11 protein-coding genes are annotated in these 14,045 nt (G+C 58.4%); 6 read left to right on the top strand and 5 right to left on the bottom strand.

Annotated features, from left to right (window positions below):
* Positions 1-79: 79 nt before the first annotated feature.
* Entirely contained in the window at positions 80-559 is a 480-nt protein-coding gene (locus tag JAO32_RS06690) for a (deoxy)nucleoside triphosphate pyrophosphohydrolase (RefSeq protein ID WP_334238754.1), read from the bottom strand.
* Between the two features lie 68 nt (positions 560-627).
* The gene (locus tag JAO32_RS06685) at positions 628-1,350 is read right to left on the bottom strand and encodes an HAD family hydrolase (protein WP_334238752.1); all 723 of its coding nucleotides are present in this window, start codon (positions 1,348-1,350) and stop codon (positions 628-630) included.
* A gap of 165 nt (positions 1,351-1,515) precedes the next feature.
* Between JAO32_RS06685 and trxA the strand changes: the two genes are divergently transcribed.
* Positions 1,516-1,848, top strand: coding sequence for a thioredoxin (trxA, locus tag JAO32_RS06680; protein ID WP_047486616.1), 333 nt, complete (start codon positions 1,516-1,518; stop codon positions 1,846-1,848).
* A gap of 79 nt (positions 1,849-1,927) precedes the next feature.
* Here the strand turns inward: trxA and JAO32_RS06675 are convergent, their stop codons facing one another.
* A complete protein-coding gene (locus tag JAO32_RS06675; protein WP_334238749.1) occupies positions 1,928-2,545 on the bottom strand; it encodes a nitroreductase family protein in 618 nt (205 codons plus the stop codon).
* A gap of 138 nt (positions 2,546-2,683) precedes the next feature.
* On the opposite strand from JAO32_RS06675, the gene JAO32_RS06670 reads away from it, so the two are divergent.
* Both JAO32_RS06670 and JAO32_RS06665 read left to right on the top strand, forming a co-directional pair.
* Positions 2,684-3,682, top strand: a complete 999-nt coding sequence (locus JAO32_RS06670; protein WP_334238747.1) for a YpdA family putative bacillithiol disulfide reductase — start codon at positions 2,684-2,686, stop codon at positions 3,680-3,682.
* A gap of 21 nt (positions 3,683-3,703) precedes the next feature.
* Complete coding sequence (locus tag JAO32_RS06665; protein ID WP_334238745.1) at positions 3,704-5,611, top strand: sensor histidine kinase; 1,908 nt, start codon at positions 3,704-3,706, stop codon at positions 5,609-5,611.
* Positions 5,612-5,673: 62 nt separating this feature from the next.
* Here JAO32_RS06665 and JAO32_RS06660 read toward each other — a convergent pair whose 3' ends face one another.
* Together JAO32_RS06660 and JAO32_RS06655 are read right to left on the bottom strand one after the other, a co-directional pair.
* On the bottom strand, positions 5,674-6,921 hold the full coding sequence (locus tag JAO32_RS06660) for an efflux RND transporter periplasmic adaptor subunit (RefSeq protein ID WP_334238744.1): 1,248 nt from the start codon (positions 6,919-6,921) through the stop codon (positions 5,674-5,676).
* A gap of 63 nt (positions 6,922-6,984) precedes the next feature.
* Positions 6,985-10,290, bottom strand: a complete 3,306-nt coding sequence (locus JAO32_RS06655; RefSeq protein ID WP_334238742.1) for an efflux RND transporter permease subunit — start codon at positions 10,288-10,290, stop codon at positions 6,985-6,987.
* A gap of 181 nt (positions 10,291-10,471) precedes the next feature.
* Between JAO32_RS06655 and JAO32_RS06650 the strand changes: the two genes are divergently transcribed.
* The 3 genes from JAO32_RS06650 to glyS all read left to right on the top strand — a co-directional run bounded on the left by JAO32_RS06650 (position 10,472) and on the right by glyS (position 13,898).
* The gene (locus JAO32_RS06650; protein ID WP_334238740.1) at positions 10,472-10,720 is read left to right on the top strand and encodes a hypothetical protein; all 249 of its coding nucleotides are present in this window, start codon (positions 10,472-10,474) and stop codon (positions 10,718-10,720) included.
* 65 nt (positions 10,721-10,785) lie between these two features.
* Positions 10,786-11,772, top strand: coding sequence for a glycine--tRNA ligase subunit alpha (locus JAO32_RS06645; protein ID WP_334238738.1), 987 nt, complete (start codon positions 10,786-10,788; stop codon positions 11,770-11,772).
* Positions 11,772-13,898, top strand: coding sequence for a glycine--tRNA ligase subunit beta (gene glyS, locus JAO32_RS06640; protein ID WP_334238736.1), 2,127 nt, complete (start codon positions 11,772-11,774; stop codon positions 13,896-13,898). The genes JAO32_RS06645 and glyS overlap by 1 nt, the downstream gene beginning before the upstream one ends.
* The last annotated feature ends 147 nt before the right edge of the window (positions 13,899-14,045 follow it).

Below are 14,045 nucleotides of genomic sequence, written 5' to 3'. Positions count from 1 at the left end.
CATACGAGTCGCGCGAAACTGCTTTCGCGTGATGCTTTAGGTTTATTTTTGTATGCTGCTGCATCCAGATACGTTATGGCTAAACTTTTAGCTTGCCTTCGGCCAGATCGTGAATCATGCCCAAGTCTGCGGCAAGAAAGTCATATTCCGGCAGCGCCTCAAACCCTGACCAGCGAATCTGCTGGAAGATCCGGTTCTGCAATTCACCTGTGAAGCTGCGCACACGGAAGAACTGGATGTCTACCGCGCCACCATTGCGATAGTTGTGGCGGACGCGGGTTAGCAGCGGTCCAATCTCCGCTTGAATGCCAAGTTCTTCATCCAGCTCGCGTCGCAGCGCTTCCTCTGGACCTTCACCGGCTTCAATCTTGCCGCCGGGAAACTCCCACTTCAGGCTCATCGGTTGGTCCGGCTTTCGCTGGCAGATCAGCACTTCCTCTGCGCCGTCAGCGCCAGGACGGAGAATTAGCGCGGCCACCACAAGGCGAACGGTGCGGGGCAACCGCGCAGCGTTGTCTCGCTTTCCGTCCAGCTTTCGAATGGCCGCTTTCTTCTTCAAGCCCTGCATCCCTCCGGCAGCAATTGCACCACCGTCACAGCAGTGTAGATGCTGAAGGGCCACTGGCCCTAGCCTTCGGTCGCCGGATAGTAAACGTTCCAGCCGAGTTCCGCCGCTTTTTCCGCCAGAGCAGCGGTCGGATTCACCGGGTAAGGGTGCTTTGCCATCTCCAGCATGTGCAGGTCATGGACGCTGTTGCCAAAGACTGCGTCTGGATGTGTCAGCCCCACGCGGCGCAGCGCTTCGGCCTTGCCCTCGTCCGAGGGGATGTCCAGAATCGTTTCGCGCACGATACCGTCTTCCACGGCCACGCAGGCTGCCAGCACGTGATCCGGCGCAATTCCCAGCTCACGTACGCCTTCTTCGATCATCCAGTTGTTGGTTGACGATACGGCCCAGATATCCGTTCCACCGGCCTGTAACTCCTTCAGGAGGGCGATCATTTCCGGGAAGAAGTGCGGCTGCACATGATCCACGAAGTACTTTGCGGCGGAATCGCGCAGGGCTTTTTCGGAAATGCCGGCATAGATGGAGGTCATTTCGCCACAAATGGCAATTTCGCCCACCTCGCCGCGATTGTAGAGGGCATGGCGATCCAGAATGTGGCGGGTAGCCTCTCCGGGCAGCAGGCGCGTGGCGATGGTCCAGTGCATGAATCCGGACCCTGCATCGCCGGGCCAGAGCGTGCCGTCGAAGTCGAAAACGGCGGTACGGGGACGTGCATCCCGCACATTCTGCAGGAATTCGTTGCGAGAGAAACGACGAGGACTAGCGCTTGTAGCCTGATTCATGCTTCTATTGTCGCAAGGCTGGATGAACCCTGCATGGACGTACGGGGCATACCTGAAGCGTTTTTGTGCTGGGTGCATCTATTCTTAAGCAGGAACGATCGCGAGACCCCCGCGAAAGGCGGGTAATCCGGTCGAGCGAACATTCCCGGGAGAAGAGGCAAATCGATGGCAGGACAGTTTGTAACTGAAGTGAACGACGTGGACTTTGAACAGCAGGTGCTGAAGAGCGAGACGCCCGTCCTGGTGGACTTTTGGGCCACCTGGTGCGGACCGTGTCGAGCGCTCGCCCCTGTCGTGGATCAGGTTGCCGGTGAGTACGAGGGCAAGATCAAGGTCATGAAGATGGACGTGGACCGCAACGCCGCCACGCCGGGCCGTTATGGCATCCGCGGTATCCCCGCGCTGCTGCTTTTCAAGGACGGCAAGGTTGCGGAGCAGATCGTTGGCTACGTGCCCAAGGACACCATCGACAAGACCATTGGCAAGGTGCTCGCTTAAGCTGAGCCGCACGCCTAAGAGGTTGCAGGAAAAATGCCCGGGGCTATTGCTCCGGGCATTTCTGCGTTTGCAGTGAAAATTATTCGAACGAAGCGGGCTGGTCCCACTCGCTGAAGACATACTGCGTCAGGCCTTTGCGCGAGCGCGGCGCCGTCTCCATGGCGCGATAGTTCTCAGGTGCATCCTCAGGATTGCCCAGGTAGCCAAGCGCCCAGCAGGCACCAGCTTCGAAATCGCTGGGAACGTTAAAGGAGGCGCGTAGGGCTTCCTTATCGAACCCGCCCATGCCATGCGTGTGAAGGCCCAGTTCGATTGCCTGCAGCGCGATCAGTGCGGAGGCAGCACCCGTATCGTGCAGTCCATAAGGGTTGGGCTGTCCGTTTGCCGTAAAGGTCTTTTTGCCGAAGCTGCAATACAGTACCGGAGCCGACTGTGCCCAGGCCTGGTTCGGTGCCACCAGTGCGCTGAAGATCTTCTTGTAGGTCTCATCGCCCTTGCGGCCCACTAAAAAGCGCCACGGCTGTTCGTTGTAGCTGTTCGGAGCCCACGCCGCTGCGGCAAAGATGCTCTTCAGATCGGCGTCGGAAACGGGCTTGTCAGAGAAGGAGCGAGGGCTCCAACGGCTCAGGAGCAATTCATGGACAGGGGCTTCCGGGGTTCCGTGCTTCAGCTTTTCCAATGCGGCCAGGTCAGACATGGACATTCCTTTTCAGTGCGAAGTGATTCTGGTTTGATGTTGCGAGCGATTGTTACGATGTGCGTCCGCTTATGGCGTGTGCGATGACCGGTGAATGTCGTTTGCCTTCTGCGCACAGCATGATTCAATGGTCAATATATGTCCAACATGTTGTTCGATGTGCTGGTGATAGGGGCTGGACCCACCGGACTGGCGTGCGCTATTGATGCGCAGAAGGAAGGCCTGCGTGTGGTTCTGGTGGACAAGGGGTGCGTGTGCAACAGCCTCTTCCATTACCCGGCGCATATGACGTTTTTTACCACTCCGGAGTTACTGGAGATTGGCAACATGCCCTTCAGCAGCCCCAACCAGAAGCCTACACGCAGCGAGGCTCTGGAGTATTACCGCAAGGTGGCGGAGCATTACGCGCTGGATGTCCGGCAGTACCATCACGTCGACCGTGTCAGCGGCTCAGACGGTGAATTCACCGTCCACACGACAGATCGCTTCGGTCGCGCACAGGATTTACGCGCGAAGAAGCTGATCGTTTCCACGGGCTACTATGACCTGCCCAATTACCTCGGCATTCCGGGCGAGGACCTGAACAAGGTTCACCACTACTACGACGAGCCGCACCCGTACTTTGGACTGAACGTATTGGTGATCGGGGGCAAGAACTCTGCTGCGATTGCGGCGCTGGACCTGTGGCGTCACGGTGCGAAGGTAACGCTCGTGCATCGCGGCGAAGCTATGCATCGGCACGTGAAGTACTGGATTCTGCCGGACATTCAAAACCGTATTGCAAATGGCGAAATTACGGCATATTTTGCGTCAACTGTGAAGCAGATTGCAGAGGACACCGTTACGCTGAACACGCCACAGGGTGAAATCACTCTGCCGAATGACTTCGTGTTTGCGTTGACGGGATACCATCCCGACTTTGACTTTCTGGAGCGCATGGGCGTCACGCTTGACCTGGATAACAGCCGCTGCCCGGTCTGCAACCCGGAGACCCTGGAGTCAAATGTGAAGGGAATCTACATGGCGGGTGTGGTGGTGGCAGGGGAACGCACCAACGAAATCTTTATCGAAAATGGCCGCTTCCATGGCGCTCTCATTGCGCGTGACCTGGCCGTCAAATTGCTTGGAAAGTCATAACAGGAAAGAGGCCTGGGAACGATGATGCGCTGGGGCCCGAAGACGATCATGGGGCAGTTGATCGCCGGCACGCTGCTGGTGCAACTCGTCGTGTTCGGAATCTTCCTGAGCTTCAGTGTGCGCGACCAGTTTCGCGAAAGTCGCGAACGTGACCGTGTCCGCTTGCAGCGGCAGAGTTCCATCATTGCTGCGTCGCTGGCGCAGCCTATGAAGCTGCACGACGACGACATGATCGACGACGTGATGCATGAGCTTCCCATCGCTGCTTCCGTGAAGGGCGCGCGTGTCACGGATGTGCGCGGCAATGTCTTACGGAACACCAGCGACGATCTTCCGATGCAGCTTTCTGAGCGTGAACAGAAACTGCTTCCCAAACTGCTTTCCGGGCGCAAGTACCTGCGTGTGCTTTCTGACGAAGGCAACGAAGAAGGCGCGCAGCCAATCATCTCTGACGGACTGGTGCGCGGCATCTTGTGGGTCACGCAGGATTCGGCGTTGACCATGAACACGCCGAAGCGCGTGCTTCAGAGCCTGCTGATCTACTTCCCGTTTGCCCTGCTGGGAAACCTGTTGCTGGTCTGGGCGCTGAGCGCCACGCTGGCGCAGCCGTTGCGTCAACTGCGCCGAGCAACACTGCAATTGCGTAGCGACCCCAACGATCTGTCGGCATTTCCGTTGACGGTGCCGGTGGTGGCCGCGCAGAACGAGGCGGGTGCGCTCCTCAACAGCTTCAACGGCATGGTGAGCGAGATTGCACGTCAGCGTCGTGGCACACAGGAGACGTTAAATCTTCTCGACGCCATGCTGCGCACGGCTCCCATCGGCTTTGCGTTTTACGATCGCGACTATCGCTACATCCGCATCAACGATCGTCTTGCCAAGATGCATGGCGTGCCGCTGGAACAGCACCTTGGCCGCCGTTTGCGTGATCTGGTTCCCGCGACTGAGGGCGATGTGAACTCACTGGCGCTGGAATCAGAGCGCCTGGTGGAGCAGGTTTTCCGCACGGGCGAAGGTATTGCCGAACACGAACTCAGTGGCGAGATGATGGGAGATCTCCAGCCGCGTATCTGGCTTGCCAGTTACTTTCCGGTGTTCATCGGCGAAGACGTTCGTTGGGTCGGCGTCATTGTTACCGAGGTGACGGAGCGTCGTCATGCAGAAGAGGCCATGCGTCGCAGTGAAAAGCTGGCGATTGCTGGTCGCCTCGCGTCTTCCATCGCCCACGAGATCAACACTCCGCTGGAAGCCGTTACCAACGCGCTCTATCTCCTGCGTAACAATCCATCGCTGGATACGCAGGCGCAGGATTGGGTTGCGCTGGCGCAGACAGAGCTGGAGCGCGTGGGAGAAATCACGCAACAGACGCTACGTTTCCATCGTCAGTCGTCCACCGCGACGGATGTGGAAGTGACGGAAATGCTGCGCAGTGTGCTGCTTCTGCATACCGCTAAGCTGCGGTCGGCAAATGTACAGGTGGAACTGCGCCTGGAAGACCAAGCGCTGCTTTTTGGCTACGCAGGAGAACTTCGCCAACTGTTTGCGAACCTGGTTGGCAACGCCATTGATGCGATGCCTCACGGAGGACGCCTCTTCATCCGCGCACGCACCATGCGCCACAACGACAGAAGGGGAGTGCGTATCACCGTGGCGGATGAGGGCATGGGAATGTCGAACGCCGTACGCCGTCGCATCTTCGAACCGTTCTTCACCACCAAGGATGCCAGCGGCACGGGCCTCGGGTTGTGGGTGAGTGCGGAGATTTTGGAGAAGCATCACGGCGCCATGCTGGTCCGCAGCCGTCAGGCAAAGTATCGTGGCGATTGCTCCGGTACTGTGTTCTCGCTGTTCTTTCCGTGGGATGGCGTACCGCGTGGACCGCGTATCGTGCAGACATCCGCGCAGGTGCTTGCAGATCACCTGGTCTAAAGCTGCTTCTCGAAAGCTGGAAAAGCCCGCCATCGGCGGGCTTTTCTGTATGAGTGACAAGACTACGGTTTCTGCGGCTTTTCTAATTCCGGAGCGACCTTAATCCCTTCCTGTACGGCATCGGATGGCGACAGGATTACGTGATCGCCCTGTTGGAGTCCGCCGAGGATCTCCACACTGGTGCCATAGTCGCGTCCCAGGACAACGCTGTGTAGATGCACAACGTTGTTGGAGTCCACGGTATACGCCTGAGGCCCAGCCGTGCGAACCACCAGGGCATTTCCCGGCAGCAGCACGGGCGGACGCGAATTCTTCACGGCAAACGTTACTGTCGCAAACATGCCGGGAAGAATCTTGCCATCCGGATTCGGCAGATCGATTTCCGTAAGCAGCGTGCGGGACGCAGGATCAATCGACGTGGAGGAGCGTGTGATGGAGCCAGAGTAGACGTGTCCCGGTAGCTCGCGGAACGTCACCTGCGCAGTGGAAGCACTCAAAGCATCTGGCGCATTGCTCTGTGGCACATTCGCGAAAACGCGGACCATGCCGGACTGCGCAATTGTGAAGAGCTGCGTCACGCTGTTTGCAGAGCCGGATGTGATCAGCGATCCATTGTCGATGGAGCGCGAAAGAATCACACCGGTGAAGGGTGCCACCACGCGCGAGAAGGAGGCCTGCTCTTCCAGTGATTTCACATTCGCTTCGCCTGCCGCGATGTTGGCTCTGGCGGCTTCCACGGTCGCATCATTCGCGCCGGATTGTGCGGTGTAATTATCCGCTGCCTCCTGCGAAATAACGCCTTCCTGATGAAGCTGCTGACCGCGCGTGTTGTTCAGCGTGGACAGCTTCGCATTGGCTTGCGCCTGCAGTAGCTGGGCCTTCAACTGGAGCAGCGTGGCGCGCGCCTGTCGCAGTGACTGCTCGGTCTGCGGATCTTCAATGGTGGCAAGCAACTGCCCAGCCTTTACGTGGTCACCAATGTCCACGTAGCGCTTCGAGATATAACCCGAGGTGCGCGCATAGATGGGAGTCTGTGCGAATGCCTGCACCGTGCCGGGCAATTCCAGCTTGCTGCTGGGTTGTCCCAGACCCACGGCCACCACTGCGACTGGCGGAGGCCCGGAGACATCGCGTGCGCGATCTTCCAGGTCGTTTTGATGATGCAGCTTCGGAATCAGGAAGGCGACACCGACCACCGCAAGCAGAAGGAATCCACCCGCTGCGGCAACAAACGGACCTTTGCCTGCTGGCTGTTGAGTGGTTGTAGTATGGCCGGTCGTTGCCGGATCCTGTGCGACGTTCTGGGCCATGCTCAACGGACTCCTTCAGACGTGTTGCGGTGGCAGTTCGAAAAAGTCAAAAGCTGTGCAGAGTTATGCATGCGAAAACTCCTCTTCAGGTTCCGGCAGCTCTTCCGTTTGGAGATGGCTTGGAACTTTCTTACGCAGCAGGGAATAGAAGATGGGAACAATCACGAGGGTTGTTGCGGTGGCCACCAGCAAGCCGCCAATTACGGCGCGTCCCAGTGGTGCATTCTGTTCGCCGCCTTCGCCCATGCCCAGCGACATGGGAAGCATGCCCAGGATCATGGCGAGCGCCGTCATCATGACAGGACGCAAACGCGTAAAGCCCGCGGCCGATGCCGCCTGGATACTGTTCAAGCCCAGCGAACGCTGATCGTTGGCAAAGGTCACCATCAGGATGGAGTTTGCCGTTGCCACACCAATGGTCATGATGGTTCCCATCAGCGAGGGCACGGAGAAGGTAGTGCCGCTCAGGAAGAGCATCCACAGGATGCCGCAGGCAGCGCCCGGCAGCGCCATGAGGATGATGAACGGATCAAGCCAGCTCTGGAAGTTTACGACCATTAGCAGGTACACCAGCAGAACCGCGAAGATCATGCCCAGGCCAAGACCGGTGAAGCTGTCCTGCATGCTCTTCACCTGGCCGCGCACGGAGATGGTCGCGCCCTTGGACAGCTTGCCATTCTGCACGGTGTAGTTCTTCAGCACCTTCTCGATGTCGCGGTTTACAGCGCCCAGATCGCGGCCCTGCGTGCTGGCGTACACGTCGTACACCGGCTGCACATTGTAGTGATTTGTGATGGCCGGGCTTGATCCATGTTGTACCTGCGCCAGGTTGGAAAGGAACTGCGATGCACCTACTGGCGGCGCGCCAGCGTTGGTCGCTCCTTGCGTCGTTGTCGTGCCGTTGGAAATCGGCAGATTATTCAACTGATCCACGGAATCCAATGTCGTGGGCGGCACCTGCACTACCACGGTATAGTTCACGCCTGTCTTGGGGCTGAGCCAGTAGTTTGGTGCAGCGATACCTGATCCCGAGAGCGCCGTCAGCATGCTGCCCGCCACGTTCTGCTCAGTCATGTTCAGCAGTTGTGCGCGTGAGCGATCCACGTTCACACGCAACTCCGGCGCATACAGCACCTGATGAACATGCGCATCCACCACGCCTGGGATCTTTGCGATGTCCGCACGAATCGACTGCGCGGTCGCATAGTTTGCATCGGCCAGACGTCCGCTCACCTGAATATCAATCGGAGCAGGCAGGCCAAAGTTCAGGATCTGATTCACAATGTCCGAGGCCTGGAAATAGAACGTGGTCTGCGGAAATTGTTTGCGTAGCGTCTCGCGCAGCTTCTCGCGATAGAGCGCGGTGGGCTTATGTTTTTCCTGATTCAGCGAGACAAGGATTTCGCCGTCCTGCACATCGGTGAGAGCGCCATCACCAAAGGCCAGGTTGAACGCGCCGTTCGGCGTTCCGATGTTGTCCAGAATGCCGTCCAGCTCGTTTGCCGGAATGGTTTCCCGGATAACTTTCTCCACCTGCGCAAATACCTGTTCCGTTGCTTCCAGGCGCGTGCCGGGAGCCGTGCGAACGTGCAGCCGGAAGCTGCCGGCATCCACATCAGGGAAGAAGTCCTGGCCGATGAACGGCAGCAGGCAGGCGGACATGGCAATAAAGAGACCGAAGCAGCCCAATGCAAAAGCCGGATGCACCAGCGCCCAGTCCAGCACACGCTGATAGCGCGAACGCAACGCCTCAAAGACGCGGTTAAAGGCAAAGTGCGTACGCCAGATAGCCCCCAGCCCCCGCATCTTCTCATCAACGGCTGCCTGTTCTTCTGCAGACAGGGGATGATCACCGTGGGATGCTTCCGCTAGCGAGTAAACGTCCACTTCCTTCGCCAGCAGGAACTTCACCATGGTGGGCACCAGCGTTCGCGACAAGAAGTACGAAGCCATCATGGCAAAGACCACAGCCATGCCGAGTGGCACAAACAGACTCTTGGCCGCGCCGGTCAGAAACACTACCGGAACGAACACAATGCAGATCGCCAGCGTGGAGACGAATGCCGGAACCGCAATCTGCGCAGCGCCATCCAGGATGGCGGGTTCAATCTCTTTACCCAGTCCCAGGTTGCGGTGGATGTTCTCAATTTCCACCGTGGCGTCGTCCACAAGGATGCCGACTGCAAGTCCCAGTCCGCCTAGCGTCATGGTGTTCAGCGTCTGCCCCAGGAACTTCAGGCAGATGACCGATACGAGGATCGACAGCGGAATCGACACGGCGATGATCACCGTCGAGCGCCACGATCCAAGGAAGAGCAGGATCATGATGGCCGTTAGGCCGGCGGCAATGGCGGCTTCTTTCACCACGCCTTGCAGCGCCGCACGCACAAAGATTGACTGGTCAAACAGGATGCGGATTTCCGGCGCAGGTGGCGGCACATTGGCCAGAATGTGCGGCAGCACATCCTTCACGCGCTTCACAATGTCCAGCGTGGAGGAGGAGGATGCCTTCAAAATCGTCATCAGCACGGCGCGCTGGCCGTTATAACGGACGATGGATTGCTGTGGCGCGGAACCCTCGTGAACGGTTGCCACATCGCGCATGAACACCGTCGCGCCATTCACCTGTTTGATGGGAATGTTGTTCAACTGTTCCGCAATCTGCGGCGAAGCATTGGTTCGGACCACGTAGTCGCGGTCCTGCACCTTAAGGTCGCCGGCAGGCAGGATGATGTTCTGTGCCGTCAGTGCGTTCACTACGTCCTGAGGAGAGAGCCCTTTTGCATACAGGGCGGCCGGGTCAAGATCCACGGCAACCTGGCGGATACGTCCGCCATACGGCTGCGGCACCTGCGCACCCTGTACCGTCGCCAGCTGCGTACGGATGAACTGCGAGCCCACATCGAACAGTTCGCTTTCAGAAAGTTTGTTCGATGAAGCCACGGCCTGCAGAATTGGCACGTTGGACGCGGAGAACTGCAGGATAAACGGCGGTGTGGTGCCCGGCGGCAGAACACGCAGAATCGTCTGGTTGACGGCCGTTACCTGCGCCACCGCGGCTTCTACCTTCACGCCCGGCTGAAAGAAGATTTTGATGATGGAGATACCGTTGACCGACTGCGACTCAAGATGCTCAATGTCGTTTACGGTGGTCGTCATGGCGCGTTCACTGATGGTGGTGAAGCGCTTTTCCATCTCATCCGGACTGGTACCGCTATAGCTCCACACCACCGTGACAACAGGAATGTCGATGGTGGGGAAGATGTCCGTGGACATGGTCTCAATCGAGACAATGCCAAGCACAAGGATCAGCACACTCATCACCACGAAGGTGTAGGGGCGCCGAAGGGCAAGGCGGACAATCCACATGAAGGACAGCTCCGAAAGGAAAAAGGTGCGTTAGCAGTTTGCGGAGAACTCCGCAGGCTTTCATTGTGCCAAATAGAAGTGGCAAAAGGATACTTTCGTGTGTTCTCTCTGGACGTTACAGGTGGGCCTTACGACTCAGGCCGTTTTACGACATTCGCAGTAAGGGGCATAGAATGGTTTTATGGCTCGTGGATGGGAGAAAGAAGACGTGGACGCACCAGAACCAACTCCAGCAGCAAAGCCGGTGACTCCGGCAGAACAGCAGCGCACGGAACGTGAGAAGAAGCGCCGCGTGCAGGAGCTTGAGCTGCAGCGCGAACGCGTCCTGAGCGAACGCACATCCAGCCCGCATCGTCGCTCCGCCCTGGAAGCCGCTCTGCTTGAAATTGAGCGCGAATTGGGCGAACTGGGCTGGGGCATTCATATCTGATCGCGGCTTTCCTGTGCCTCTCGCGATAAACTGACGGGAACGCATCAAGGAGTACGCACCCACACATGTCTGCCGTAGCAGAAACAGCCGCGTCCACGCCGCGCCGTAGCGTGATGACTTTTCAGGAAACATTGTTTGCCCTTCAGCGCTTCTGGGCAGAGCAGGGCTGTGTTCTGCAGCAGCCGTATGACACGGAGATGGGCGCAGGCACCATGTCGCCGGATACCTTCCTGCGCGTTCTGGGTCCCACGCCGGTTCGTATTGCCTACGCGCAGCCCTCGCGCCGCCCGGCAGACGGGCGTTATGGCGACAACCCCAATCGCCTGTACAAGCACACGCAGTTTCAGGTCATCCTGAAACCGCCGCCAGCCAACATTCAGGAGCTGTACCTGAAAAGCCTGGAGGCCATCGGCATTGTGCTGGCCGAGCACGACATCAAGTTTGAAGAAGACAACTGGGAATGGCCCGTGGGTGGCGCCTGGGGCGTTGGCTGGCAGGTCATGATGGACGGCCAGGAGATCACGCAGTTCACCTACTTCCAGCAGTGCGGCGGTATGGATCTGGATCCCATCAGCGGCGAGATCACTTACGGCATGGAGCGCCTGACGCAGTTCCTGCAGGATAAGGAATCCATCTACGACATTGAGTGGGCGAAGGAGCCGGACACCGGCAAGATCACCACCTACGGTGACATCCGCCTGTATGAAGAGCAGCAGCTTTCGGCCTTTGCGTTTGACCACGCAGATGTGGCGAAGCTCTGGCTGCATCTTGAGAATTACGAGGCCGAATGCCTCGGACTTCTCGAAGCGTTTAAGGTGCTCTCGGAAGATGCGGATGAAGTCACGGTCAAGCGTTTCCCCGTGCTTGGCGCGTACGAACTGGCATTGAAGTGTTCGCAATTGTTCAACCTGCTGGACGCGCGCGGAGCCATCTCCGTAACGGAGCGCGTAGGCGTTATGGCTCGCATCCGCACGCTGATTGTGGGCGTGGCGAAGATCTACGCGGAGCAGGTGGAACGTCTTGCTGCCTTGAAAGAAAAGGCTGGTGCATAGTGGCAGATTTTCTGTTTGAAATTGGATTGGAAGAGGTTCCCGCACGCATGTTGCCGGGAGCTGAAGCAGAGCTAACGAAGCGTGTCAGCGATCTGCTCACGCGTGAACGCCTCGTGGAAGAGGGATTCTCTGTTGAGAGTTACTCCACGCCGCGTCGCCTGGCCGTATGGGTAAAGGGTGTCATCGCGCAGCAGGCCGATGCAGAAGAAGAGCTCGTTGGACCGCCGGTGAAGGCTGCTTACAAAGACGGCAAACCCACCAAAGCTGCAGAAGCCTTTGCGGAGAAGGCGGGCATCCCCGTCGATCAGCTTCGCACCATCACCAACGCCAAGGGCGAATACCTTGCCGCCACGGCAAAGCGTGCAGGCAAATCGTTCTCCGAGGTGGTTCTGGCAGAACTGCCGAAGGAAATCGCCGCCATCTACTGGGCCAAGAACATGCGCTGGCGACCGTTTCTGCCAGAGCGTTTCGTGCGACCCATCAAGTGGATGCTTGCGCTGCTCGACGGTGCTGTTCTACCCGTGGAATGGGCTGGTGTCACTGCGTCCAATGTCACCTACGGACACCGTGTTCTCTTCGGCTACGAGCCCATCACCATCGCCGCACCCGCGGAATATGCAGACAAGCTGTACCAGGCGAAGGTCATGGTCAACGTGGAGCATCGTCGCGAACGAATCCGCAAAGACCTGGACAAAGCCACGCGCACCGTCGAAGGCGCACGCTGGCGCGAAGATCATCCGCTAGTCGACAAGGTAACGCATCTGACCGAGTGGCCGTCCGTTCTTCTCGGCAAGTTTGAAGATGAGTTTCTGCCGCTGCCGGAAGAAGTCCTCGTGACCGTTATGCGCGATCACCAGAACTACTTCGCGCTTGAGAACGGTGAGCACAAGCTGCAGCCGTACTTCCTTGCTGTGCTCAACACAGAGCCCGCGGGCGAGGGCGTTGAAATTATCCGGCACGGCAACGAGCGCGTTTTGCGCGCCCGTTTCAACGACGCTCGTTTCTTCTACGAGTTCGATCAGCGCGTTTCCCTGCTGGAGCGCGTGGAGCTGTTGAAGAACGTCACCTTCCAGAAGGAACTAGGCTCGTACTACGCGAAGATGGAGCGCACCAATGCGCTCGTCGTCACGCTGGGCCAGTTCGTGCGCGAACGCATGTACGCCTCGGCCAGCACTCGCGGACAGGGCGTCAGCCTGAAGCTGGATGCACTTACCGCTGCAGCAACGCTGGCCAAGGCCGATCTCACCACCGAACTGGTGAAGGAATTTACGGAACTGCAGGGCATCGTTGGCGGCCTCTACGCCAAGGCGCAGGGAATCGACGAAGCCGCTGCCATCGCCATCTACGAGCACTATCAGCCCGCAGGTATGGAAGACGCCATCCCATCCACCGTCGAGGGCCAGTTGCTCTCCATCGCGGATAAGGCGGACACCATTGCTGGCATGTTCGGCCTGGGCATGCAGCCTACCGGATCGAAGGATCCCTTTGGCCTTCGTCGTGCTGCCAACGGCATCGTAAAGATCCTTGCCGAAAGCGATCTGCCACTGACGCTTGGTGAAATCGCTGGCGCCGCCACGAATAACAATGAGGCACTCTGCGAAAGCGTAAAGAGCTTCCTCAGCGAGCGTTTGGAGTGGTATCTCCGCGATGTTCGCGGAGGAGCCTATGACGTGGTGAAGGCTGTCATGGCCACGAACCCGGATGATGTGCGCGATGCCATGAAGCGCGTTGATGCTGTCTCCGCAGCACGCACAGGCGCAGACTTCGCAGCTATTGCCGCAGCGTTCAAGCGCATGAAGAACCTCGTCGAACAGGCAAAAGCCAAGGGCGAAGTCTTCTCACCCGGCTCCAAGCATGAGTTCCTCACCGAACCTGTGGAGCGGGCGCTGGCAGAAGAAGCCGGACGCCGCGCCGCATGGGTGGAAGGTCTGCGCAAAGACGGCGACTACACGCTCGCGCTGGCCACCATTGCTGAACTTCGTCCCTTTGTGGACGCGTTCTTCGACAAGGTGATGGTCATGGCACCGGAACCGCAACTGCGCGCCGCACGTCTCGGCCTGCTGCTGCGCATCCTGCTGGACTACAGCAAGGTCGCGGACTTCTCGGAGATCGTCATCGCGGGATAAACTATCGCGCCGTCATTCTGAGCGCAGCGAAGAATCCCTGCGCATGGAACCGGCCATAAGAGCAAACGCCTTCCAGCCCAAGATGTAATGGCTGGAAGGCGTTTAACTTTGTGGCTGAGAAATATCTGTAGGGATTCTTCGCTGCGC

The sequence above is a fragment of the Terriglobus sp. ADX1 genome (genome assembly GCF_036877645.1).
Lineage (GTDB): Bacteria > Acidobacteriota > Terriglobia > Terriglobales > Acidobacteriaceae > Terriglobus.
The sequence above is the reverse complement of the archived record's forward strand: the minus strand, read 5'-3'. Positions and strand labels throughout refer to the sequence as shown.